Here is a 24,134-nt window from a genome sequence, read left to right on the forward strand (position 1 = left end):
CGCGTGCGCACTCGGCGCACTCCTGTTGAGCACCACTGCCAGTTCTGCCGGCGGCAACGATCCGTCAACACTCCCACTGGTCCAGTTTGCTGACTTGATTTACGCCGGATCGTTCCGGTTGCCCGGCCACTTCGTCAACGGCGACAGTTTCTCGATTGGCGGCCGGCCGGTGGCGTTCAACCCCGCGCGCAACTCCCTGTTCGTCGGCAGCCGCAGCGGCCGCCTTGCTGAGATCACCATCCCCACGCCGGTCAACAGCGCCAACATCAACGCCTTGCCCTTCGCGTCGTTCGTTCAGGGCTTCGCCGATCCCACCGAGGGCAACCTGTGGCAGGTCGCGAGCGACGACGTATCGATCGACGGCATCCTCGTGCATGGCAATCGCCTGTACGGCTCGGCCTCGATCTACTACGACGCCAATAACATTCAGCGCGTCTCGCACTACTCGCGGTCGACCAGCTTGTCGGCGGCAAGTTTCGTGGGGATGGCCCCGGTGTGGCGGGCCGACATGAGCGGCTTCGTCTCCGGCTACATGGCCAACGTCCCCGCCGAGTGGCAGGCGAAGTTGGGGGCCACGGCCATCACCGGCCAGTGTTGCCTGCCCATTGCCTGGCGTACGTCGTGGGGCCCCAGCGCGTTTGCCTGGGAGCCCACGCGGCTCACCTCGCGGGACCTGGTGCCGGCGACCCCGCTCCTCTACTATCCGCACGATCACCACACGCTCGGCCACTGGGACGCGACCGGCCCCGCGTATGGCGGCACGACGCAAATCAACGGCGTCGCGATCATTGCTGGTACCCGCACCGTGCTGTACTTCGGACGTAACGGCACCGGACCGTTCTGCTACGGCAACGGCACCGCCGATCAAAGCCTGGTCGGCACGAAGGGGCCCGACAACGAGATCTACTGCTACGACCCCACCTCGCCTGCCAAGGGCCAGCATGCCTATCCGTACCAGTACCAAATCTGGGCCTACGACCTGAATGACCTCGCCGCCGTCAAGGCCGGCACCAAGCAGCCGTGGGACGTGGTGCCGTACGGCGTGTGGCCGTTCGCGCTGCCAACACCCGAACCCATGGTCCGCATTGGGGGTGTCGGCTACGACTCGGCCAGCAAGACCATCTACGTCTCGCAACTGCTGGCCGACCAGGATGGCTACGGCTACCGTCCGCTCATTCACGCGTTGAAGGTCGGCGGCGCCACCGGGTCGCCCATGCCGGCACCGGCACCGGCACCGGCACCGGCGCCGGCACCAGGCGGGCGTGTCTCAACCGTCGCGATCTCGGCCAACAAGGTCGCGCCGCAGCCGCCGGGCACGACCGTGACCTTCACCGCCACGCCCAGCGGTGGCACCACGCCACTGCAATACAAGTGGTGGACCTATGACGGCTCGTGGAAGCCCGTCGGGGGATGGACCTCGTCGAACACGTTCGCCTGGACACCGTCCACGACGTATCCCGCCGGCCGGATTACGGTTTGGGCGAAAAGCGCCGGCAACACGGCCGACGAGGCCGAGGCCTCGGTTGCGATGGACTTCGTGATCTCCGGAACCGCGGTGGCCCCGCCGCCATCAACGGGCTCGACACGGGTCAGCGCGGTCGCCATTTCGGCCAACAAAATCGCTCCACAGCCACCCGGCACCACGGTGACCTTCAGCGCCGCGCCAACCGGCGGCGGCGCGCCGCTCCAATACAAATGGTGGATTTACGACGGCTCGTGGAAGCCGGTCGGCGGCTGGACCACGTCGAGCACTTTCGCGTGGACACCGGCGACGACCTACCCGGCCGGGCGCGTCACCGTGTGGGCGAAGAGTGCCACCAATACGGCAGACGAAGCGGAAGCATCGACCGCCATGGACTTCGTGATCTCCGGCACGGCCATCGCTGCGCCCGCTCCGGCGCCAGCCCCGGCGCCCGCCCCGACCTCGCGCGTCACCACGGTCGCCATTGCTGCGAACAAAGCCTCGCCCCAGGCGCCGGGCACCACGGTCACGTTCTCGGCGACGCCCACTGGTGGCGGCGCGCCGCATCAATACAAGTGGTGGATCTACGACGGCTCGTGGAAGCCGGTCGGCAGCTGGACCACTTCGAGTACCTTCGCGTGGACGCCGACGGTTGCCTACCCCGCCGGGCGAGTCACGGTCTGGGTCCGCAGCGCGGCCAATTCCGCGGACGAAGCGGAAGCCTCGGCGGCCATGGACTTGGTGATCACCGGCACCGCAGTCGCCGCGCCGGCACCGGCACCAGCGCCGGCCCCGTCAACGTCGCCGCGAGTCTACTCGGTGAAGATCGGCGCGACCCATGTCTCGCCGCAGCCGCTGGGGACCACGGTCACGTTCGTCGCGTTCCCGTCCGGCGGCACCGGGCCACTGCAGTACAAGTGGTGGATCTACGACAACGGCTGGAAGGTCGTGGGCGGCTGGACCACGTCGTCCACCCTTGCCTGGACGCCGACGACGGCGTATCCCTACGGGCGCATCACGGTCTGGGTGCGCAGCGCCGCCAACCCGGTCGATGAGGCTGAGGCCTCGACCGCGATGGACTTCACGATCTCGGGCACGCGGTAGAGGAACGCCTCGTCTGCGTCGAGCAGGTCACCCATTCTGCGCTCGACACGGCTGCTCAGCGGGTTTCCGCTGGGCAGCCGGCTGGCCGCGGCCCGCAGCCACTCCAGCCCCGCGCGCGTCCACGAGCCCTCCTGGTACGCCCGGCCACTCCACACCAGTTGCCAGTCCGCCGGCGGCGCCGCGATCGCCGGCGGCAGCGCGATCTCGTAGGACGAGGTGTAGATCTTCGCCACCTGACGATCCAGCAGCACGTACGCGTGGTTCGCGGCCGCAGGATTGCCCAGCACGACGATCTGGTTGGTGTCGAAGCGCGCGTGGTACCACACGCTGACCTTCGGCAGCTCCGGCTCCAGGACGCGCAGCACGCGCGCGCCGTAGTAGTCGGTGAACAACTGATCGGGGTCAACGGCCCGCAGCGCCGGCAGCACCGCGAGGGTGTTGCGGGTCCGCTCGCTCGCGGTGGCGTGCAGGTAGATGATCGACGGCACTGCCGTGGCCGCGACGACGATCACGGCGGCCACGGCAAGTGCGCGTCGGCGGCTGTTCAGCAGGTGGGCGAGCCACGCGCCGCACACCAGCATCAGCAGCGGCGTCGCCAGCGCCGTATAGCGCGGCGTCTTCGGCAAGGGCTCGTACGACGACAACGATCCGCTGCCGAACTGCAAGTACAGCATCAGGACCAGGAACGCGATCGCCGCGAACGCCAGCCGGCGGCCGCCGTGCCGGCGCGCCGCCCACAGCGCCGGAACCGCCAGCCACCAATACAGGCCCACCTGCGCCGGAATCAGGAACAGCGATCGCAGGAAGGCGTCCCACTGCCAGATCTCCGAGATCTGCAGTTGATCCGTGGGTGCCGCGCCCATGCCCGACGTCGCCGCGAGGCGGAACAGTGGCTGCCCCGTGCTCATCCAGTAGCCGGCGCTTTCGGCCAGGAACACCGCGGCCGCGCCTCCCATCACCGCCACCATCGTCGATCGCCGCGGGAACCCGGTGAGCAGTGACGCCAGCGCGACGGCCGGCACGACAATCGCGACATCCTCCTTGACCAGGTACCCGAGCCCGAGCGCCAGGCCCGCCAGCGAGGCCAGCGCCAGCCGTACGCGTAGGCCCGTCACCCGTTCCGCGCCGGCCATGAGTGCGAGCGCGCCCGCAATCGAGGCGACCTGAAACGCGGTGGGATAGAACATCATCGATTGCTGAACAGCCAGCGGGTAGATCGCATACAGCCCAGCGGCCGCGAGGCCGGCGCTCGCAGTGCCCGCCAGCAGCCACCCGCCGGCAAAGAGCGACATGAGCGTGATGCATTCGGCGACGGCGGTGAGCACCCAGAACTGCGACGGCACCAGCCAGCCGGACTGCATCAGCCAGCCCATGGGATAGGTCATGCCAACGCGCGTCTGAAATAGCGGGAACAGGCCGTCGAGTGAACGGCCCTGGCTCACGCGTTGCGCGGCCTCGAGGTAACCGAGGTCATCCAACCCGTCGAACTGCGGCGCCAGCGACACGCGAAGGGCGATCGCGGCCACGCCCACGGCCAGCGCCGCGACCACGGCCGGGCGCCCGGCGTCAGCCCACCCGGCGAATGGTGGGCGTGTCGAGCCGGCTGCGGCGCGATTCATACAACATCTCCTCCAACTGGAAGCGCAACCTGGCGATCAGGTCTGCCAGCAGTGCGACCACCCCCAGGAGCAAGCCGAGCAGCACCCCGCCCACGCTGATGGTAATGAGCGAGGTGTACGGGAACGTCTCGCCGGTGCGCAGCCAGTGCATGGTGACGAACAGGCCGGCCAGCACGGCCGGCACCAGCGCCGCCAACGACAGCATGCCGAAGAACTTCATCGGGCTGTAGTCACGGGCGGCGCGGATCAGGACGGGTCCCGACCGCATGCCGTAACGCAGCACGCTGCGCATCATGCGCGACTCGCCCACCGGACGCTCGGCCAGCACCGGCAGCGCCACTTCCTCGATGGTCAGGCCGACGCGGCTCCAGTTGAGCAGCGACTCGTGAATGTATTCGTAGTCGCTGTGGATATCGACGCGCAACGCCGCCTCGCGCGACATCGCGCGAAAGCCGCACGACACGTCCGTGAAGCGCTTGCCGGCAATCCAGCTGACCGCGCCGGTCAGCAACTGGTTGCCGGCCTTCTTGGGCCAGCTCATGTCGCCGACCAGGTTGCCGTCGGCAAACCGCGAGCACAGCGCGATGTCGGCGCGGCCCTCACGGATGGGCGCAATCAGCCGGACGATGTCTTCGCCTCGGAACTGGCCGTCGGCGTCCATGCTGACGATGATGTCGGCGCCGGCCCGCAAAGCGGCCGAGACGCCCGAGACGAAGGTCCGGCCGGTGCCCAGGTTACGGCTGTGGCGCACCACGGCGGCGCCGTGGCGCTGCGCAATCTGCGACGTCCCATCCGTCGAGCCATCGTCCACGACGATGGTGCGGATGAAGTCGATGCCGGGCAGGCGCGAGGGAATGCCGTCGAGTACGGCACCGATGGTTGCCGCTTCGTTCAACGCCGGAAGATACACGACCACTTTCATGACGACACCATTCGGGTGAGGAGCAGGACAAGGAGGAGGAGCGCGGCGGCCGAGACCCCCGCGCCGGCAAGCATCAGCCGCTGGACGACGCGACGCCGCAGGGGAACAAACGGGGCCCGTGACACCATCGGCACCGGCAACGCCTGCGTGGTCGCGAGCGGCAGCGGCCGCATGGGACGCTGAAAGCCATACGCCAGCAGCAACACCAGCGGGCGCACCAGGCGGCCGGTCGGCGACGCTTGGAGCGTCGCTATCGAGTACTCGAAGAACTGGTCGGCCCGCTCGAGAAAGCGCCGCCGGGCGACATCGTCCTCGGCATGACGGGCCGCGAACTCGAACACCGCGGCCTTGCGGATGTCCTGGGCCGCCCACGTTTCAGTGGGGTGCTCGAGACGCTCGGGCGTGTCGAGGTACGGCCGCTCGTAGGTGGACATCCACTCGGCGTAGTTGAGCAGCACCTCACGGGCATACGCGTACGGGGCATCGAGCAGGCCATGGTCGGCCCGGTGCTCGAGGTACTTGCCCAGCGTTTGCAGGAACACCGTGTACGACCACCGGTTCTCGGCATCGCGCAGGTTGAACGACTCGGGGTCATCGTCTGGATGCACGCACCGCGCGATCAACGCGTCGGCCTTGGCCAGGTAGCGCGGGTCGCTGGTCAGCCGGTGGGCGTCGAGCAGGGCGTTGATCGAGTTGCCGGCGCCGCGGCCGGGACCATGAAAGTCGGGCGAACGCGTGCCACTGGCAAGGCCCGTGTCGCGATGGTCGATCCAGCGGAAGCGCGACTTGCGACCGTCATCCATGTCCATGACCCAGTCGGCGAGCTGCACCACGGCGGCGCGCGAGCGTTCTGACCCGGTCAGGCAGTAGTGCAGCAGCAGGCCGCTCGTGTAGTTGTGCTCGGCCGACGGTCCGCCGCCGGCCGCTCCCGACAGGCGCGAATAGGCGCGGTGCGTGGCCGTGCCGGCCGGCGCGTAATGCTGGGTGTGCCAGAAGTAGCCGCCGTTGTAGGCGGCCCGGTCACGAGTGGTGTGGTACAGGTCGATGTCGGTGACGTGGCCGGCCAGTTCGTCCATGGCCGCGAACCACCGCGCATCGCCCGTCTGCAGGAAGCGCGTGGCAAAACCGGCGATGGCGTCGTACTGGTTGTTGTAATGCGACACCATCGCCCCACCCGCCCCACCCGCCCCACCAGCCCCACCCGCCTCATGATCCGCATAGATCTCGCCGTAGTTGCGCCAGCCATACTCATCCACCTGCTCGCGGCGCTGGCGGAACGACTGCTCGCCCTGGATCGCGTGATTGACCAGCGCCTCGTAGCCCTCTCGCGACGCCGCGGTCCCGGCGCCGAGTGGCGACCAGCAGCCGGCGTGCCGGTAGGCTTCCGCATCGGCGGCGACTTGCAGTGGTGAACGCGCCCACGCGAGCGGCTCGGCCGACACGGTGTCGCGGCCGCAGCACACGACGAAGGTCAAGGTCGTGCGCTCGCCGCCCTGCAACTCGTGGAGACCGGCGCTTTCGCGTGGCAGGAGGCCAATGCGACAGTCCTCGCCGCCGGCCGTCAACATCTTCGGAAACAGTTCCCAGTAGCGCGGCATGGCCACGGTCATCCGCGAGGCGCCGCTGCCGATCGACACGACCGGTGTCGCCCGCCATCCCGCCTGTTCGCCGCCCTGCCGCAACGCGCGGAAGCCGCGGAAGGCCAGCGGCACGGCGCCCTGGCTGTTCACGTGCGTGGCGTGATCCCAGTGCTCGCCGCCACTCGAATCCTGGTAGACGGCACACAGCTCACCGGCCGGCGACATCGGCTCGGTGCGATCGAGCGAGGCCCACACGTCGGCGGGCAGACCCGGCTGGCGCACCATCCGGACCGACAGATCGCGGATCAGCGCCGAGCCGGGATCGCCGAGATCCCAAATCCCACCGGCGTGCTTTGCCGCTTGCGGATTGGTCACCGACACCTCGACGCGGACGGCGCCGAGCCCGGCGTGGAACTGCAGGCGCACGGTCGCATCGAGCCAGTCGGCGCCATCGCCGGCCGCGAGCACACCGTCCAGGCGCACCATGGCGGTCAGCGGACCGGCGCGCTCAACCGTGGCGCGGCGAATCGCCAACTCGTAGTGCCGGCCGTCACCGTCTTCGGCTTCGAGCGTGGTGGCTGCCAGTAGCGACATCCCGTCCACCTGCGCATCGGTGAACAACGACGGTCCGCTGCGCGCGATGTCGAAACGGGCGGCCCCCGTGACCACGCTGATGCACGCACCGGCGTGATCGATCGACAGCGGTGATGCGGGGGTGACCAGGCCGTCGGCGTGAGGCACCAGCATGTAGCTCGAGGCTTCTCCCGGAATCAGGTCGGCCTGGAACTCGACCAGCAGCCAACGCACCGAGCCATCGCCCCACCGGTCGAGCGTCGTGGTCTGCAGTGGGACCGGGCCACCGGTCGGTGCAAACAGCGACCACAACTGCCCGCGGTGCACCTGCCCGCGCGGACACGCGACGCCAATCGACACGGGCTCGCCGTGCCGCTCGAACGGCGGCGCCGCTGGGTCCAGGGCGACACGAATGGGGATCGGCCGGCTGCTCATGGCCTAAGGAATCGCCCGGACGATCATCGGGCCGACGCGGAGGGTCAGCGCCAGCGGCAAGCGTTGCCAGAGCGCAATGGCCAGCTGGAACTTCGGGTTCGCCGGGCTCACGTTCGGCAGGGCCTGCGCCGACTTCAGCTGGTACTCCCAGTGGAGCGGCAACGGTTCGGCGCCCCACTGTTGCTTGAATTTGAAGGTGCCTTCGTTCGGGGTTGAGCGGCCCATGTCGAACACCGCGCAGCCGGCCTCGCCCGCGAACTGGATGGCGTCCCAGTAGAGCAACGTGTTCGGCGACAGCGCGTTGTAGTCGCGGATGGACGATGCCCACGGCAACTGCGTCATGCGCGCGGTGCGATAGGTCAGGCCGGCCGCGACCGGACGCCCGTCGAGCCGCACCACGTGGATCGTCGCGCGGTCGGGAAACACGCCGCACACTTCCTCGAACAGGCGCCGTGAATACACCGGCGTACCCAAATCGCGCATGTTGCGCGCGAACACGGCGTAGAAGTCGTCAACCAGTTCGGCGCCACCGCGGTCCACCGTCAACCCGGACTTCTCGGCCTTCCGTACCTGGTTGCGCACCTTGCGGTCGAGCCCCTCCCACATGCCCGGCGCCAGCGGCAGCCGCATCGAGACCTTGTGCTGCTTGCAGGGCAGGTCGGGAAACTGCGCCGTCACGTGACGGAGTTCCACGTGACGGCAATGCCTGGCTTCGGCTTCGCGACGTGACGCCGCCACCAGCGCCTGCCCGCTCGCCACATCGTCGGCCAGCACCCCACCGTAGTTCAGGAACGGCAGCGAGGTGAGGGTGTGACCAAAGAGCAAGCTCTTGATTTCGACGAGCGGCAGCACTCCGGTCACGACGCGGTCGCGACGCGCGATCAGGTAGATCGAGTCGTGGTCGAAGGCGCGCTTGAAAACGTCGCGCCATCCCCAGTCGTGGTATCCGGCTTCATCGTGGGCCGATGATACGTACTGCTGCCAGTCGTCGCGATCCGCGGGTGTTGCCGCGGTTACGGTCAGTTCAGCGCGCATAAGCCAATCCGGGGGCATGACTGCCGATGGTGGTGGCCCGCAGCGCCAGCACGGATGCGATCGAGTCGAAACGAAACTCGGTCAAGAGGCGATCGAGCCGGTGGCGGGTGGCGCCGAGGCCGGTGTAGTGGCGCATCGCCGTCATGCGAGACACCTGGAACCTGGGCTGATCCGGGTCGATCTCCCACGGATGCAGATAAAAGGTGACCGGCTGACGCTCGGTCTTGTTGACATGACCGATGCCCCATCGCGTCCAGGCGTACGGCAACAGCCTGAAGTAGCCGCCGCCGGCGATGGGCAGGTTGGTGCCGGCGACGCGGGCCGTGGATCCCGGCACTTCGACAATGCGCCCGGCGGGCCGCTCGATCACGTGGGCATGGCGCGGCGCGTCGGCGATGCCGTAGCGGTCGTGATGAATCGGGAAGATGCTGGCGTCGTAGTCGTGCCCTTCTTCGATCAGCACGTCGAGCGCCCACAGGCTGGCCTTGGTCACCGTGAAGCTGGGCGCGCGGTAGCCCCGCACCGCGCGGCCGGATACGTCCTCGATCGTCTGCTTGGCGCGCCGCACATCCTCGCGAAACTGCGCCGGCGTCAACGCGTAGACCAACTCGTGGTGATAGCCGTGCGACGCCACCTCGTGACCGAGTTCGGCAATCTCTCTCACCAGGGAGGGAAATCGTTGCGCCACCCAACCCAGCACGAAGAACGTCGAGCTGACGCCATGCTCCTGGAACACGGCGAGCAGGTTGCGGGTGTTGGCAACCACCCGGCTTTCGAAACCGCTCCACTGCGCCCGGGTCACCACCCGTTCGAACGCCGAGACCTGGAAGTAGTCCTCGACGTCCACACTCATCGCATTCACTTTGGGCTGCCGCCGGTCCAGGCCCGGCCATCGGCCGGGGCCCCGCCGGTCACCGCCGGGGCTCACCGCGCACCCCGCCGCAGCAGGACGGTCTTGACCGTTTCCAGCGCAATCACGAGGTCGAACCGCATCGACAGGTTCTTGACGTAGTAGAGGTCGTACTGCATCTTCTCGATCGCGTCTTCGACGCTGGCGCCGTAGCTGTAGCGCACCTGCGCCCAGCCGGTCAGTCCCGGCTTGACGACGTGGCGCTGGCCGTAGAACGGAATCTGCTCGGTGAGCTGCGCCACGAACGACGGCCGCTCGGGTCGCGGACCGATCAGGCTCATCTCGCCGCACAGCACATTCCACAACTGCGGGATCTCATCGAGCCGCGTCTTGCGCATGAACCGGCCGACCGACGTGACGCGGGGGTCGTTGGCACCGCTCCAGATCGGCCCGGTCCGGGCTTCGGCATCGGTCCGCATGGTGCGGAACTTGTGGATGGTGAACCCCTGGCCGTTGAGGCCGACCCGCTCCTGGTGGTACAGGATCGGGTCGTTCTTCGATTCGAGCTTCACGACAATCGCCGCAATCAGCATCAACGGCGACGCCAGGATCAGGCCGGACACCGCGGCGACGATGTCGAAGGCGCGCTTGGCCGCCAGCAGCGTGCGCGTCTTGCGGAACCCGGCCGAGAAGATCAGCCAGCTCGGGCGCAGGTTCTCGAGGGCAATCTTGCCGGTGTACTCCTCGTAAACCGAGGCGAGGTGATCGAACGCCACGCCGCTGCGCAGGCGCACGTCGAGCAGCTGGCCCATGGGCAGCTTGCCGCGTTCGTCCGACAGGCTGACGACCACCCGGTCCACCCGCAAGCTGGCGGTGAGAGCGGGAATGTCGTCGATCGTTCCCACCACGCCGGGATTGATCACCGGTGCGCCCACCCGGGCCGGATCGGGATCGACAAAGCCGACGATATCAACGCCGAATTCGTGGCGTCGCTCGAACAACTCGCGCGCCAGCGTGACCGCGGCCGGGCTGGTGCCCACAAGCAACAGCCGCTCGCGCGGGGCCAGGTGGCTGGTCACCCACTCGAAGGCCGATCGCCAGGCAATGACCAGCAGCAGGGCGAGCGCGGCGAACAGCAGAAACATGCCCTGTTCGACCACCAGCAGCGGGAACAGCCAGTAAGTGATGCCCAGGATTAGCGAGGTCGCGCCAATGGCCCGCACGATGCGCACCGCCAGATCGCGGACGCTCGTGATGGTGCGCAGGTCGTAGAGATCGACGTAGTGCAGCGACACCTGGCACACCAGCACCACCAGCATCACCCGTAACACCGCCGTGTTGTCGGTGAGCAACTGCCAGGCGTACGGGCCCGCCACCACGAAGCTGCTGATAATCACCGCAGCAATCAGCAGCAGGGCTTCGCCGCTGACCAGGACCACCGATCGCCAGGCTCTACTGAACATGGGGCACGCCCCGACCCTTGCCAAACCACCGCGACCAGCGCGGCCGCTGTTCCTGTGCCACGGCCCCGCTGCGCGCGTAGTAGCCGTACCCCGAGGGCATGCCCGACTGCTCGGCGCGGTTCAGGACCACGCCCAGAATGCGCGACGGCCCAATCGCCTGCGCTGCGCGCTGCACCATGGGGTACGGCGTGGACTGCGCGCTGACCACGAGCAGCGCCGTATCGATCATCGACGCCAGCAGGTTGGCGTCGGGCAGGATCGCGATCGGCGGCGTATCGACCACCACCCAGTCGAACGCATCGCGCGCCTCGTCCAGCAGTTGCTTCATCGCCCCCGACACCAGCGTGCTCATGGGGTCGGCGGTCGCGCGGCCCGCCGTCAGCACCCACAGGGTGGGCGTGATCTGATGCACCGGCAGCTGGCCACCGCCCGGGCTGTTCAGGCTGTCGGTCAGTCCCGGGCCATCGGGCAGGCCGAACAGATCCTTGATCCGCGGGCGCCGCAGGTCGGCGTCCACCAACAGCACCCGCCGCTGGTACGACTCGCTGAGGGTGAGGGCCAGGTTGGTGGCGGTCAGCGTCTTGCCTTCGGAGGGCAAGGCGCTCGTCACCATCACGCTGCGGTAACCCGACGCGCTTTGGGCGTGATGCAGCACCGCCGCCAGGTGGCGATACTGCTCCACCAGCGCCGACTCGGCATCGCCAATGACCAGCCGGCTGCGCTCAGCGGGATCAAATCGCGAGGCCAGCGTGGCCGGCGAGGGTGCCGCCGCGATCGGCGTGTCAATAACCGGTGCCACGAGGGGGGCGATCACCGGAGCGATGAAAGGGATCGCCGCCGGCACGTCGGCCACCCGCTCGTCGAGCGGGAACTGCCACGCGGGCGCCGGTGCATCGTCTCGAAACATCACGCTGTCGGCCGACGTGTCGGCGGCGCGCTTGAGGGCTTCACTGAGTCGTGTCATGGTCGGCAGCCTTAGAAAAACGAGAAACGGCGGGGGCGCGTAACGCCCGCAAACATCGGGGCCCGCGCGGGCGCGGGCATGGGCATGGGCACGGGTTCGCGCATGAACTCGTCGGCCGGGACCGCCGGCGTGTCGGGTGCGCCGAACGACAGCGAGCGGCACACCTCGAAGATCGTCCCGGCGCCGACGGGCTTCTGGTCCGCGGCAAACCCGTTCACAAGGGCGTTGTCGCAGATCACGCTGATGATCCGAGGGATGCCCTTCGACCGCTCGTGAATGGCCACCACGGCATCGCGCGAGAACAACCGGGGGGCCTCGCCCCCTGCGGTCTTGATGCGGCCGGCGACATAAGCCGCCGTGTCCTTGAGGCTGAGCGGCGTCAGCTCGCAGCGCAGCACGACGCGCTGTTTCAACTGCCGCAGCTGCGGCTCGTCGAGCCGGCCGGCCAGTTCGGGCTGCCCGACCAGCGCCACCGCCAGCGATCGACCCGAAGCGGCCTCGGCATTGGTCAGCAGCCGGATCTCTTCCAGCAGCTCGTAGGGCACACTCTGGGCTTCGTCCACGACCAGCGCCAGCACGTGCCGATCGGCGGCCTTGCTGGTCAGCGCCAGTTCGAGTTCGCGCAGAAACTGCACTTTCGAACGCCCGGCTTCGGCGCTGAAGCCGAAGCCGTCGGCGAGGTACTCGAAGAACTCATCCCGCGTCAGCGTGGGATTGGACAGGTGCACGATCGTGGCGGTGCCGGCCGCGGCTTGCAGCGCTGCCCGCACCAGCGTGGTCTTGCCGGTGCCGGCCTCGCCCACCAGCATGGTGATGCCGGGACGGCCGCTGAGGCCGTACTGCAAATGTACCAGCGCTTCCTTGTGCTGGGGCGTAAAGCACAAGAACCGGGGATTGGGCGACAGGTCGAAGGGCCGCTCGTGCAGCCCGTAATACCGTTCATACATGACTATCGCAACAGCCTCCACGCCACGGCGGCGCACACGGTGAGCACGGTGACGGCGCCCAGGCCCATGGCCAGCTGCCGGCGCAAGCGACGGCCACCGGCCACCGCATCGCGCATATACGGCACGGTCGCCAGCACCATCAGGTTCAGCGCCGCCTTGACGTCGGCTTCCGACCGCAGCGCGCGGTCGAAGTATTCGGCGGTGGCAGCGGCGGCGACGCCCATGCCGAGCGCCGCGAACAACACGATCAGGTACAGGCGCGGCCGGTCGGGGCTGGCCGGGCGCTCGGGCATGCGCGCCGGGTCGAGAATCTTGAACTGCTCGCCAATCTGCCGCCGCTCGAGGTTGGCGGAGATCTGCGACTCCTCCTTCTTCTGCAGCAGGGTGCGATACGACTGCTGCAACGTCTCGTAATCGCGGGTGATGCCGGCCAGCTCGGCCTCGCGCGCCGGCGCCGCTTCGATGCGGGCCTGGTAACTGGCGAGCGCGCCGCGCAGCCGGCTTTCTTCGGCGATCTTCGCGTCGAGCTGGCGATCGAGGTTGTCGAGCTCCGCCTTGGCATTGGTCAGCCGCTTGCGGCGCTCGAAGTCCATGGCTACCGCTGGCCGCGGCTTGCTCGTCAGCGTGCCTTCCAGGGCCTGTGCTTCGACGCGCTTGCGCAACTCGTCAACGTTGCGCCGCAGCCGCTTGACGTCGGGATGCTCGGGCTTGAGCTTCAGCTCCACCGCCAGCAGGGCCTGCTCCGACGTGCGTAGTTCGTCGGCCAGCGTCTTGGCCATCTCGCTCGGCACCGCGGCACCGGCGGCCGGCGTGTCGGGCGCCTCGACGATATCGGCGACCGAGCGTTCGAGCAGCAGGCGCCGTTCGCGATCGCGATTGAGCGATTCGCCAATCGTCTGCAGCGCCATCTCGGCGTTGTGCAGCCCCTGCAGGTTGGCCGCCATCTGCGACGGCAGCTCGCCGTTGTGCAGGGCCTGGTACTCCTCGAGCTTCTTCTCGTTCAGCACCAGTTGCCGGCGCGCCTCGTCCAGCTGGGTCGCCAGGAACTGGTTGGTGCCCTCGGCCAGCACCTCGCGGTCGCGCAGGCTCTCGTCGATGAACAGCGACGCCAGCCGCTCGGTCACCCGCATCGCCGTGCGCGGGTCGTCGGCGTTGTAGCTCACGCGGAAGGCATCGCCCTTGACGATGTCGATGCCGATGTCCTTGGTGCGCATGCGCTCGACGATGTCCTCCATCAACTGCTTTTCCGCCCGTTCCTTCTGGTAGAGATTGAAGTCCTGGACGATCTGCTCGAGCCGCGTCCGGCTCATGATCTGCTGGCTGATGGTCTGCAGCCGGTCCTCGATGCGCGCCGTCACGGTCGACCGCACGTAGCTCTCGGGCACGCGCTGCGGCACCACGAGGATCAGCGTCTCGGAGCGATAGCTGTTGGGCCACTGGTGCACGATCGCCGCGCCGGCGCCGGCAATCAGCAGGGCCGGCAGGACGATCAGCCACTTGCGCCGCCGCGCAATCTGCACGAGCGTGTCGAATGAGTACTGCTTACCGGGGATCACGAGGCTGCCTCTCTCTGGTGAAAATCGGCACGAAGGCCGACAGGCCGACCGACACGCCCTGCCGCGACAGTTGCGGCAACAGCACGACACTGCTGCTGCCGGGCGGCAGGTTGTAGCGGTAGTAGTGGTATTGGGCGAAGATGCCGAGGTGGCGCGTCAGGCCCGCCGACAGCCGGCTGTTGCCGGTATAGGTGACGATATCGTCAACCGCCTCGTAACCGATTTGACCGCGGCTCGCCCCGACTGCGGCCGACCACTCGACCCGGTCGCCCAGCATGCCCGAAATGGTGCCGCTGACGCCGTCTGAGAACATCGGCTGAAGCAACCCGGGCAGAAACTCGGTGTTGCGCGTGGCCGCCACCGACGCGGCCCAGGTGCGCTGGAAGGCGCGGGTCAGGTTGATGCCGCCGTTCAGGCGATAGCGGCGCTCGCCACCGGTTTCGCGAACCATCGAGGTCTGCGTCGTGAAGCTGAACGCGGTGCGCCGTGCCAGCGAGATCTCGCGCGCGAGGTCGATGCCGACGTCGAACACTTCGTGGATGAAGCGGCCGCCGGCCACCGATTGCTGGATCTCTTCACGGCCGTAGCCGATGCGGGCGGCGACGTCGCGCGTCATCTTGCGCGTCCAGGTGCCCTTCGCACCCCACAACTCGAAGTTGTTCAGCGGCTGGTTGAAGAAGCGGGTGGCGCGCCGCGAGACCGACGCGCTCAGCGTGGACCGCCTGGTATAGGGACTGCTGAACCCGGCAATACCCTCGACGGTGTCGTTGTCGAGGCGGCGCGCGCCATTGGCACTGGCATTGGAGGGCACCAGCACGTCGGGCAGCGGCAGTGCGCCCGAGGCCGCCGGCAGCAGGTGATAGAACGGCGAGCGCCGATACGTGCCCGAGCCCTCGAGCGACAGCCGGGTGGCTACCTTGGTGACGACCAGGCCGCCCAGATCGTAGGAGGTGGCGCCAAACGCGGGCGCGCGGAAATACTGCTGATAGGTGCCAGTCCCGTAGGCGTTGAGGCGCAGCCGGTCGCTGCGGCGATCGAAGTTCAGGCCGGCGTTGATGCCGCCGCTGGCGCCGTCTTGTGGCGCCAGAGCCGCGGGAATGCCGTCATCGACCAGCACGTCGTCGTATTGGCTGCCGACCGACGAGCGGAACTGAATGGCGGTGAACTCCGTGTTGGTGCGCTCGGGCGTGCGGCCGAACAGGCCCCCGAAGGGACCAGCCAGACCTTGCGCGCCGGCCGACACCGGCGCGAGCACGACGACCACCAGGAGCAGGGCAAGCCGGCGCATCAGGGCACGACCACGGTGTCGCCGGGCTTGAGCTCGACGTTCTGTTCCAGTTTCTTGCCTGAGGTCACGTCGCGGTAGTTGAACGAGAGGCTGATCGCCCGGCCGTTCTCGGTCCGCATGATGATGATCTTCTTGCTGTTGGCGTACTCGCGCAGGCCGCCCGCCATGGCAATCAGCTGCATCACCGTCGTCGGCGCCGTGAGCGGGTAGGGGCCGGGCTTGTTGATCTCGCCGGTGATGAAGGCCTTGCGGCTGTTGATCTGCCGCACCACCACCGTGATGTTGGCGTCCTCCATGTACTTGCGGGACTCTTCGGTCAGCTTCTCGCGCAGCTGTTCGGGCGTCAGCCCGGCGGCGACCACCTCGTTGATGAGCGGCAGCGCGATCCGGCCGTCGGGCCGCACCTGCGCGTCGGCCGACATGTCCTTGTCCTTCCAGTACACGATCGACAGCACATCGTCGGTGCCGATCACGTAGCCAGGCGGAATCACCGGATCGGTCGGCCGCGGCGCGGCCGCCTCGGCAGCAGCAGGGGGCACGGCGACAGCAGGCGGAACGGCAGGCTGCGTCTGCGCCTGCGCGCTAACCGCGGCCCCGATCACCAGCACCAGGAAGCACCCCAGGCACCTTAGGCACCCTAAGCACCTTAGGCACCCTAGTTTTCTATCGATATTCTTTAAACGGCAGTTGGCAGTCATGTTTCCTCAGGAAGTTCAGGAAGCGCTTGTATTCGCGCGCTTCCATGTTGAACAGGCGGGCGACGATCTTGTAGTTACCGCGGGCTTCTTCGAGGCCGCGGCGCACCACGTCGCGCACATGGGCGCGGGTAATTTCGCGGGCCATGTACATCGGGTAGACGGTCGCCCAGAACGACTCGCGCTGTTCGGTCAGCCGCGTGTAGAGATCGTCGGCCACGGTGCGGCGGCGCTCGCGGCGCGGGCGGAAGGCCACGTTGTCCTGCGCGCGCACCTCCGAGGGCAGGTCGGCCAGCTCGATGGTCTCGTGCTGGACCGCCACCACCATGCGTTCGATCAGGTTTTCGAGTTCGCGGACGTTGCCGGGCCACGAGTAGGCCATCAGCGCCTTCATGGCGTCGGGGGCCACCCCGGAAATCGGTGACTGGTTGGCGGTGACGAACTTGCCCAGGAAGTAATGGACCAGTTCGGGCACGTCTTCGCAGCGTTCGCGCAGCGGCGGCACGGCGATCTGGATCACGTTGAGCCGGTAGTAGAGGTCTTCGCGGAACGTGCCCTGGGCGATCATCTCGCGCAGGTTGCGGTGCGTGGCACCGATGATCCGGACGTTGACGTGACGGGCGCCGCCGTCGGCGCCGACGCGCTGGATCTCGCCGGTCTCGAGAAAGCGCAGCAGCAGTCCCTGCATGCGCAGGGTCATCTCGCCGATTTCATCGAGGAACACGGTGCCCATGTGGGCCGACTCGAGCTTGCCTGGCTTGTCGCGATAGGCGCCGGTGAAGCTGCCCTTGACGTGGCCGAACAGTTCGGACTCGAGCAGCGTCTCGGGCAGGCCGGCGCAATTGACCGGCGCGAACACCATGTTCGAGCGCGGGCCGCCGGCGTGAATGCTGCGCGACACGATCTCCTTGCCCACCCCGCTCTCTCCGGTGATCAAGACCTTGGCGTCGCTGCGGGCGACGCGATCGATCTCGGCCTGCAGGGCGGTGATCTGAGGGCTGCGGCCGATCAGGCGCACGTGCACCTTTGACCGGATGGCGATGGGGCCGTTGAACTGGCTGACGTAGTCGCGACTGGTAGCTTCCAAAATATTCCTCACTGATCCGCAAACCGCTCGATGACGCGTTGGTCCTGCCGGCGAAGCGCGACGAAAGCCGCGCCTATCGAGAAACGCGAGGTGCCCGCCGGCGCCGCCAGCGGCGTCAATCGCTCCACCTGGACGTCGGCCGAGAACGGCACGCCGCCGAAGTTGAAGCGCAGGGTGCCCCGGGTGCCGAGGCCCACCGGGTGCGTGGACTCGAGCAACACGCCCGACAAGCTGATATCGATCAGGCGCACCGGAGCCGGGAACGCCAACACGCTCAATTCGGTGTCGGCGATGACAGCGCGTGTGGCGCGTCGGCGATCGGGGGTGGTCTCGCTCATGTCCCTCTCCACTGCAAGGAAGTCGCCAACTTTTCGGAGCCACAAGTCTGCGGAATTGCTGACAACTGGCGCGGCCGACACCAATGGGAGGCCGAAGAGTGCATTGATTCTTGACAGCAAGCGCGATCGCGCCGGGAATGGGTTTGATTACGGTGCCAAGCTGGCCCGCTCGTTACGCAAGTTCGGTAGGCAGCGAGCGATACGCGATCAGGCGATCAACGGCTTCCTGGAAAGCTGATGAGACCGACAGGAATTCGACGCCTACTAGATAGTGAGTCGGCGGCGCGCCCTCGGGCCGCAGGTGGCGCACGCGCGCGTCGGCCATGGTGGGCTGCCCGTCGATGGTGAGGCAGATCGACTGAATCGACTCGACCGCGAGGGGTTCGGCCGCCTCGATCAACGCGCCACTACTGGTGAGGTTGCGCACCCGCGCGGCCTCGCGCACGTCGAAGGTGCCCCAGAAGAACCCGAAGACTTCGAAGCGGACACGGTCACGACGGTCACCGGCACCACGCTTCACGTTAGCAAGCCATCCATCTCGTGCCTGCTCAGTGCAAGGCGTCCGCCACGGCGGAGTTTCGCGTTGTCATAGAGAGACACGCCTTCGTCACATTCGTCGTGGGGGCCGAAGGTCCACACTGGGCCGACATTCGTCTGAGGAACCCACGGTTTCCCGATTGGGCGCAGGCCGGCCGACCGCTGTTCAAAAGAGAACAGCGCGCGTGGAGGCGACAACCTACCGTGAAGCCTGTGGACACGCCCCCCCCCCACATTGGACGGGTGCCGCCCGTGGGAGCTTAGCCATGCTGCATGACTTCATAATCGCCCAGCGCCAGACCATCATCGAACGGGCACGGGCGCGGGTGCAGAAGCGCACCTGGCCGTCGGTGTCGAGCCAGGAGCTCGAGTTCGGTGTGCCGTTGTTCCTGACCCAGCTGACCGAGACCCTTCGCCTCGAATCGACCGGGGAACCGTTCTTGCCCGGGGACATTTGCAACACCGCCACGCATCACGGCGCCGAAATGACCGGCCATGGCTACAGCATTTCGCAGGTGGTCCAGGATTACGGCGACATCTGCCAGGTGGTGACCGAACTGGCGATGGAATCACGCATGCCGATCACCAACGAGGAATTCCAGACGCTGAACCATTGCCTCGACATCGCGATTGCCGGGGCCGTGGCCGAACACGCCCGCATCACCGGCGAGGCGCGGCAGGCTGAGGAAGTCGAGCGGCTCGGCCACACCGCCCACGAGGCGCGCGACATGTTGAGCACGGCGTTCCTGGCCTTTCATGCCCTCAAGCGCGGCGACGTCGCCATCAACGGCAGCACCGGCGCCATGCTGGGACGCAGTCTCATGGCCATGCGCGACCTGATCGACCGCACCCTGTCTGAAGTGCGGTTGGTGGCCAACGTCCGCCGCACGGTGCGCATGCCGGTCGCGACCTTTATCGACGAGATCGCCGCTACCGGACTGTTACACGCCGAGTACCGGCAGGTCGGGTTCACGGTTGCGCCAATCGAAGTTGCGTTGATGGTCGACGCCGACCCGCAGTTGCTGAGCTCGGCGGTCATGAACATCCTGCACAACGCGTTCAAGAACACCCCGAGCGGTGGTCGCGTCACGCTCAGGGCATTTGCCGAAGAAGAGCAATTCTGCGTCGAAATCGAAGACCAGTGCGGCGGCATCCCGGCGGAGAAGGGCGACCTGTTCAAGACCTTTGGCGACCGCCGCGGCCGCGACCGTACCGGCCTCGGGATGGGACTGTCGATCGCGCGCAAGGCCGTGCGCGCGCACGGCGGCGAGATCGAGATTCGCAACCTGCCCGGCCAGGGCTGTATCTTCGCCATCTGCGTGCCGCTGGAGGCGTCGCACGAGTCAGTCTGATATGATGCTGAGCTACGCGCCCATAGCTCAATTGGATAGAGCGTCGGTCTCCGAAGCCGAAGGTTGTAAGTTCAAGTCTTACTGGGCGCACCATTCGACTCGCCGGGCGATTCGCTGCGCGAATCAACCGGCTCGCTCATGGCAAGCCCCCCTTCAAACTAGTCGTGCAGGACGATGCTGAGCAGCGAGCTGTCGATTTTCAGCTTGCCGTTGTATTCGATGAAGCCCATCTTGCGGAACTTGTTCATGAAGAAGTTCACGCGCGACCGCGTCGTCCCCACCATTTCCGCGAGGGTTTCCTGCGACAGCCTGGGCAGCGTGCGCAGCGGCAGGTCGTCCTTGCCGTAGCGGGCCAGCAGCAAGAGCGCGCGCGCCAGCCGCTTCTCGCTCGAGTTGAACAGCTGATCGACCAGGTCCTCTTCGATGCGGATGTTACGCCCGAGCATGTGCGCGATGAACAGGTCCGAGAACGAGGACTGGTCGTGCAGCATGCGCATCATCTCGGTCTTCGGAATACGCAGCACGGAACTGGCGACCATGGCGGTGGCTGAGCCCATGCGCACCGACTGGCCGGCGAGACAGCCCTCGCCGAAGAAGTCGCCGGGCCCGAGCATGGCCACCACGGCTTCCTTGCCGGTCGTGGACAGCACCGACAATTTCACGCCGCCGTCCTGGATGTAAAAGACGTTGTTGGCAACGCCGCCCTGCGCAAACACCGACGCGCCGCGCGCGTAGCGCACCACGCGCTGTGGCACCTTGGCCGATATCAGGAACGCCTGAACGTCGAACTCCGTCAGGACGGAAGCGACCGGACGTTTCTTGGCCATTCGTAACTATGTTCCCATAAATGTCCGCTACCGTACCAAACAAAGTGCACCGCATTTTGCCGACAGCTCAGCCGGCCGGCTTCGGCACAACGGCGGGAATTACGGCCTGTTCGACCAGATCGTAGATGGCGCCGAGGTGGTCGCGGCGCTCGCGGCTCACATCCGACCGCGAGGTCGTGACCACCACCAGCTGCAGATCGGGGACGATAAAGACGAACTGACCGCCGTAGCCCCAGGCGTAGTAACTGTCGTAGCCGGCCAGGTCGCGAATCCAGAAGCCGTAGCCGTATTCGCGATCGCTCCCCCACCGCGACTTGCCGCGCGGCACGCGAGTCTTGTCAATCCAGCTCTTCGGCAAGACCTGGGTGGCGCCGGCGCGGCCGTCGTTCAGGTATAGCTCGCCAAACCGCACCATCTGCCGCGGCGTCATCGACATCTCGTTGCCGCCGAAGTAAATGCCCTGTGGATCCTGGGTCCAGCGCGACAGCGTGAAACCCAGTGGCTTGGCGAGCGATTCCTGCGCGAACTGCCACGTGCTGGTTTTTGTGGCCTTGGTGAGGATGGCCGACAACAAGTGCGAGGTTCCGGTGCTGTACTCGACGCGCGTACCGGGCTTGTCGATCAACGGTCGATTGAGTGCGTAGCGCACCCAGTTCGGGCTCTGCACCCACGCGCCGTAGCCGCGGCCGCTGGTCGATTCCAGCCCCGACCGCATAGTCAGCAGATCCTCGATCGTGATCTGGCGCTTTCGATTCTCGGGATCCTTCGCGAGCTCTGGAAAGAAGTCGGCAATCGGCTGGTCGAGGCCCTTGATCTGCCCTCGCGCCACGGCAATGCCGACGAGCGCCGCGATCACGCTCTTGGACGCCGACTTGATGTTGGCGGTCTGCGTGGCACGCGCCCCGCCGTAGTAACGCTCGAGCACCAGCTCGCCGCGGTGGCTGACCAGCAGGCTGCGCAGCCGGGGCAGCCCGGCGCCGGCCTTGGCCGCCGATTCCAAACCAATGTAGTGTCCGGCTTTAGCCGGACCAACACCCTGGGACCATCCGGCTGAAGCTGGACCGCACATGAGAATCGCCGCGAAGAGCATCACTCGTGTCATGGGCAAGGCCGAGTATCGCATTTCCATTAAGATGTCCCGCAACAGGACGTCACGATGATTTCACCACGATTCTCAGCACTCCTCGCCAGCGTGCTGGCGTTCTTGCCCTCGCTGGCCGGTGCCCAGATAACGCCCGCCGATTACGAACGCGCGCAAGGACTGCGAGAACGGCACGAAGCCCTCGCCATCACGGTCCCCGACACCCCCACCTGGATCGGCACCACGCATCGTTTCTACTATCGCCGCTCGCGCGCGGAGGGGTTCGAGTTCATCACCGTTGACGCCGACACGCGCCAGAAGCAGCCCTCGTTCGATCATGCACGGCTGGCCGAGTCGCTGTCGAAGGCCGCAGGCCGCAGCTACACCGCCTGGCGCCTGCCGTTCCAGGCGTTCACTTTCAATGAAGCGCTGAGCGCGATCGAGATGACGATCGACGGCGCGCGTTGGACGTGTGTGCTCGCCGACTACTCGTGCCGCACGCCCGAGTTGCCGCCGCCCGGCGAGATCCGCCGCGGCATTACCGGGCCGGTGCGCGGCGACCTTTCTCGTGCCACCGCGCGGCCGCGCCTGTCGCCCGACGGCAAGTGGATGGCCTTCATCGACAACTACAACGTCGCCATCCGCCCCTTCGGCGGAGAAAAGCGCACCGCCCTCAGCACCGACGGCTCCGAGGGCAACTACTACGACGCGGCCTCAATCGTGTGGGCGCCCGATTCCAGCAAGCTCGCCGCGGTTCGCGTGCGGCCCGGCTATCGCCGCCTGGTCCACTACGTCGCCTCGTCGCCCGAGGATCAGTTGCAGCCTGAGCACTTTGCGATCCAGTACGCCAAGCCTGGCGATCAGCTGGACCTCGAGCAGCCGGTGTTGTTCGACGTCCGCAGCCAAAAGCAGATCACCGTGGACGCGCACCTGTTCCCCAATCCCTTCGATCTGTCGGATCTCGTCTGGCGGAAAGACAGCCGCGGCTTCACCTTCGAGTACAACCAGCGCGGCCACCAGGTTTACCGGGTGATCGAAGTGGATGCCCAGACCGGCGTGGCCCGCGCGGTGATCAGCGAGGAGCCGAAGACCTTCTTCTACTACAACCGCTCGGCCGCCACCCTGCAGGCCGGCAAGCGCTATCGCTACGACCTGGCCGACGGCAAGGAAGTGGTGTGGATGTCGGAGCGCGACGGCTGGAACCACCTGTACCTCATCGACGCCGCCACCGGCGCCGTGAAGACGCAGATCACCAAGGGCGCGTGGCCGGTGCGGCACGTGCTGAAGGTGGACGAAGAGAAGCGCCAGCTCTGGTTCAGCGCCGGCGGCATGACCGCCGGTAAGGATCCCTACTTCCAGCACTACTACCGCATCAACCTCGATGGCAGCGGACTGACGCCGCTCACGTCGGTTGACGCCAACCATACAGTGGAGTTCTCGTCCGACATGACGATGTTCGTGGACCACTATTCACGAGTGGACATGGCGAGCGTGGCGGAACTGAAGCGCGCGGACGGGACGCTGATCGCGGAAATAGAACGTGGTGACATCAGCGCGCTGACCAGGGCGGACTGGCGCGCGCCCGAAGTGTTTGTCGCCAAGGGCCGCGACGCGGCCACCGACATCTGGGGCCTCGTGTGGAAGCCGACGGCGTTCGATCCGGCGCGGAAATATCCGGTGATCGAGTACATCTACGCCGGCCCGCACGGCACGCACACGCCCAAGTCGTTCTCGGTCACGAGCGGCATGCAGGCCCAAGCCGAGCTCGGTTTCATCGTGGTGCAGATGGACGGCATGGGCACGTCGAACCGCTCGAAGGCGTTTCACGACGTGGCGTGGCAGAACCTCAAGGACGCGGGGTTCCCCGATCGCATCCTGTGGCACCAGGCGTTGGCGGCGAAGCATCCCTGGTACGACATCTCGCGCGTCGGCATCTACGGCGGCTCGGCCGGCGGCCAGAACTCGATGGGCGCGCTGCTGTTCCATCCAGACTTCTACAAGGCGGCGGTGTCGTATGCCGGCTGCCACGACAACCGCATGGACAAGATTTGGTGGAACGAGCAGTGGATGGGCTGGCCCATCGGCCCCCAGTACGCCGCCTCGTCCAACGTCGAGCACGCGGCGAAGCTGCAGGGGAAGCTTCTGCTGATCGTCGGCGAGCTTGACACCAACGTCGACCCCTCATCGACGCTGCAGGTGGTTAACGCGTTGCTGAAGGCGAACAGGAACTTCGACTACCTGATGATCCCCGGCGCCGAACATAACGCGGGGCGCGGCGGTGAGTATGCGGATTACGGCGAGCGCAAGCGCTTCGACTTCTTCGTCCGCCACCTGATGGGCGAGAACCCGCCGGAGTGGGGCACGCTCAGATAGGGTGCCTAGGGTGCCTAAGGTGCCCAGGGTGCCAGGGTGCCAGGGT

At 66.9% G+C, this 24,134-nt stretch carries 19 protein-coding genes and 1 tRNA gene; 4 read left to right on the forward strand and 16 right to left on the reverse strand.

What is annotated here, in order from left to right:
* Positions 1–25 precede the first annotated feature (25 nt).
* Positions 26–2,566: a hypothetical protein gene (locus Q8T13_14220; GenBank protein MDP3718916.1), complete on the forward strand. Its 2,541-nt coding sequence runs from the start codon at positions 26–28 to the stop codon at positions 2,564–2,566.
* Here Q8T13_14220 and Q8T13_14225 read toward each other — a convergent pair.
* From Q8T13_14225 to Q8T13_14290, 14 genes are all read right to left on the reverse strand, one after another.
* Positions 2,467–4,185, reverse strand: coding sequence for a hypothetical protein (locus tag Q8T13_14225; protein ID MDP3718917.1), 1,719 nt, complete (start codon positions 4,183–4,185; stop codon positions 2,467–2,469). The two genes, Q8T13_14220 and Q8T13_14225, sit on opposite strands and share 100 nt — an antisense overlap.
* Complete coding sequence (locus tag Q8T13_14230; GenBank protein MDP3718918.1) at positions 4,133–5,107, reverse strand: glycosyltransferase family 2 protein; 975 nt, start codon at positions 5,105–5,107, stop codon at positions 4,133–4,135. The genes Q8T13_14225 and Q8T13_14230 overlap by 53 nt, the downstream gene beginning before the upstream one ends.
* Positions 5,104–7,695 (reverse strand): hypothetical protein, encoded by a 2,592-nt coding sequence (locus Q8T13_14235; protein MDP3718919.1) that lies wholly within the window; start codon positions 7,693–7,695, stop codon positions 5,104–5,106. Before Q8T13_14235 ends, Q8T13_14230 begins: the two co-directional genes overlap by 4 nt.
* Positions 7,696–7,698: 3 nt before the next feature.
* Positions 7,699–8,730, reverse strand: coding sequence for a FemAB family PEP-CTERM system-associated protein (locus Q8T13_14240; GenBank protein ID MDP3718920.1), 1,032 nt, complete (start codon positions 8,728–8,730; stop codon positions 7,699–7,701).
* Positions 8,720–9,583, reverse strand: a complete 864-nt coding sequence (locus tag Q8T13_14245) for a DUF3473 domain-containing protein (GenBank protein MDP3718921.1) — start codon at positions 9,581–9,583, stop codon at positions 8,720–8,722. Before Q8T13_14245 ends, Q8T13_14240 begins: the two co-directional genes overlap by 11 nt.
* Before the next feature lie 71 nt (positions 9,584–9,654).
* Positions 9,655–11,043 (reverse strand): TIGR03013 family PEP-CTERM/XrtA system glycosyltransferase, encoded by a 1,389-nt coding sequence (locus Q8T13_14250; GenBank protein MDP3718922.1) that lies wholly within the window; start codon positions 11,041–11,043, stop codon positions 9,655–9,657.
* Positions 11,033–12,007 carry a CpsD/CapB family tyrosine-protein kinase gene (locus tag Q8T13_14255; protein MDP3718923.1) on the reverse strand — a complete coding sequence of 325 codons (975 nt, stop codon included), beginning with the start codon at positions 12,005–12,007 and terminating at the stop codon, positions 11,033–11,035. The genes Q8T13_14250 and Q8T13_14255 overlap by 11 nt, the downstream gene beginning before the upstream one ends.
* Before the next feature lie 11 nt (positions 12,008–12,018).
* Positions 12,019–12,954 (reverse strand): AAA family ATPase, encoded by a 936-nt coding sequence (locus tag Q8T13_14260; GenBank protein ID MDP3718924.1) that lies wholly within the window; start codon positions 12,952–12,954, stop codon positions 12,019–12,021.
* Between the two features lie 2 nt (positions 12,955–12,956).
* Positions 12,957–14,510, reverse strand: a complete 1,554-nt coding sequence (locus Q8T13_14265) for a hypothetical protein (protein MDP3718925.1) — start codon at positions 14,508–14,510, stop codon at positions 12,957–12,959.
* Entirely contained in the window at positions 14,497–15,798 is a 1,302-nt protein-coding gene (locus Q8T13_14270) for a hypothetical protein (protein ID MDP3718926.1), read from the reverse strand. Before Q8T13_14270 ends, Q8T13_14265 begins: the two co-directional genes overlap by 14 nt.
* A complete protein-coding gene (locus Q8T13_14275) occupies positions 15,798–16,406 on the reverse strand; it encodes a polysaccharide biosynthesis/export family protein (protein MDP3718927.1) in 609 nt (202 codons plus the stop codon). Before Q8T13_14275 ends, Q8T13_14270 begins: the two co-directional genes overlap by 1 nt.
* A gap of 55 nt (positions 16,407–16,461) precedes the next feature.
* Positions 16,462–17,580: a sigma 54-interacting transcriptional regulator gene (locus tag Q8T13_14280; protein MDP3718928.1), complete on the reverse strand. Its 1,119-nt coding sequence runs from the start codon at positions 17,578–17,580 to the stop codon at positions 16,462–16,464.
* Positions 17,581–17,588: 8 nt separating this feature from the next.
* On the reverse strand, positions 17,589–17,918 hold the full coding sequence (locus Q8T13_14285; protein MDP3718929.1) for a PilZ domain-containing protein: 330 nt from the start codon (positions 17,916–17,918) through the stop codon (positions 17,589–17,591).
* A 172-nt stretch (positions 17,919–18,090) separates the two neighbouring features.
* Positions 18,091–18,438 (reverse strand): PilZ domain-containing protein, encoded by a 348-nt coding sequence (locus Q8T13_14290; GenBank protein MDP3718930.1) that lies wholly within the window; start codon positions 18,436–18,438, stop codon positions 18,091–18,093.
* A 283-nt stretch (positions 18,439–18,721) separates the two neighbouring features.
* On the opposite strand from Q8T13_14290, the gene Q8T13_14295 reads away from it, so the two are divergent.
* On the forward strand, positions 18,722–19,807 hold the full coding sequence (locus tag Q8T13_14295; GenBank protein ID MDP3718931.1) for an ATP-binding protein: 1,086 nt from the start codon (positions 18,722–18,724) through the stop codon (positions 19,805–19,807).
* 16 nt (positions 19,808–19,823) lie between these two features.
* A tRNA-Arg gene (locus tag Q8T13_14300) sits at positions 19,824–19,900 on the forward strand.
* A gap of 65 nt (positions 19,901–19,965) precedes the next feature.
* Here Q8T13_14300 and Q8T13_14305 read toward each other — a convergent pair.
* Both Q8T13_14305 and Q8T13_14310 read right to left on the reverse strand, forming a co-directional pair.
* Positions 19,966–20,634 (reverse strand): Crp/Fnr family transcriptional regulator, encoded by a 669-nt coding sequence (locus Q8T13_14305; protein MDP3718932.1) that lies wholly within the window; start codon positions 20,632–20,634, stop codon positions 19,966–19,968.
* Between the two features lie 67 nt (positions 20,635–20,701).
* Entirely contained in the window at positions 20,702–21,736 is a 1,035-nt protein-coding gene (locus tag Q8T13_14310; GenBank protein ID MDP3718933.1) for a serine hydrolase, read from the reverse strand.
* Between the two features lie 54 nt (positions 21,737–21,790).
* Between Q8T13_14310 and Q8T13_14315 the strand changes: the two genes are divergently transcribed.
* On the forward strand, positions 21,791–24,088 hold the full coding sequence (locus tag Q8T13_14315; protein ID MDP3718934.1) for a DPP IV N-terminal domain-containing protein: 2,298 nt from the start codon (positions 21,791–21,793) through the stop codon (positions 24,086–24,088).
* Positions 24,089–24,134 lie beyond the last annotated feature (46 nt).

This window comes from Acidobacteriota bacterium, from assembly GCA_030697165.1.
Taxonomy (GTDB): Bacteria; Acidobacteriota; Vicinamibacteria; order Vicinamibacterales; family UBA2999; genus 12-FULL-67-14b.

Excerpts from the sequence above, each read along its gene's own strand:
- Q8T13_14225 (MDP3718917.1), bottom strand. The coding sequence starts at position 4,185 with ATGAATCGCGCCGCAGCCGGCTCGACACGCCCACCATTCGCCGGGTGG.
- Q8T13_14230 (MDP3718918.1), bottom strand. The coding sequence starts at position 5,107 with ATGAAAGTGGTCGTGTATCTTCCGGCGTTGAACGAAGCGGCAACCATC.
- Q8T13_14235 (MDP3718919.1), bottom strand. The coding sequence starts at position 7,695 with ATGAGCAGCCGGCCGATCCCCATTCGTGTCGCCCTGGACCCAGCGGCG.
- Q8T13_14240 (MDP3718920.1), bottom strand. The coding sequence starts at position 8,730 with ATGCGCGCTGAACTGACCGTAACCGCGGCAACACCCGCGGATCGCGAC.
- Q8T13_14245 (MDP3718921.1), bottom strand. The coding sequence starts at position 9,583 with ATGAGTGTGGACGTCGAGGACTACTTCCAGGTCTCGGCGTTCGAACGG.
- Q8T13_14250 (MDP3718922.1), bottom strand. The coding sequence starts at position 11,043 with ATGTTCAGTAGAGCCTGGCGATCGGTGGTCCTGGTCAGCGGCGAAGCC.
- Q8T13_14255 (MDP3718923.1), bottom strand. The coding sequence starts at position 12,007 with ATGACACGACTCAGTGAAGCCCTCAAGCGCGCCGCCGACACGTCGGCC.
- Q8T13_14260 (MDP3718924.1), bottom strand. The coding sequence starts at position 12,954 with ATGTATGAACGGTATTACGGGCTGCACGAGCGGCCCTTCGACCTGTCG.
- Q8T13_14270 (MDP3718926.1), bottom strand. The coding sequence starts at position 15,798 with ATGCGCCGGCTTGCCCTGCTCCTGGTGGTCGTCGTGCTCGCGCCGGTG.
- Q8T13_14285 (MDP3718929.1), bottom strand. The coding sequence starts at position 17,918 with ATGAGCGAGACCACCCCCGATCGCCGACGCGCCACACGCGCTGTCATC.
- Q8T13_14295 (MDP3718931.1), top strand. The coding sequence starts at position 18,722 with ATGCTGCATGACTTCATAATCGCCCAGCGCCAGACCATCATCGAACGG.
- Q8T13_14305 (MDP3718932.1), bottom strand. The coding sequence starts at position 20,634 with ATGGCCAAGAAACGTCCGGTCGCTTCCGTCCTGACGGAGTTCGACGTT.
- Q8T13_14310 (MDP3718933.1), bottom strand. The coding sequence starts at position 21,736 with ATGACACGAGTGATGCTCTTCGCGGCGATTCTCATGTGCGGTCCAGCT.
- Q8T13_14315 (MDP3718934.1), top strand. The coding sequence starts at position 21,791 with ATGATTTCACCACGATTCTCAGCACTCCTCGCCAGCGTGCTGGCGTTC.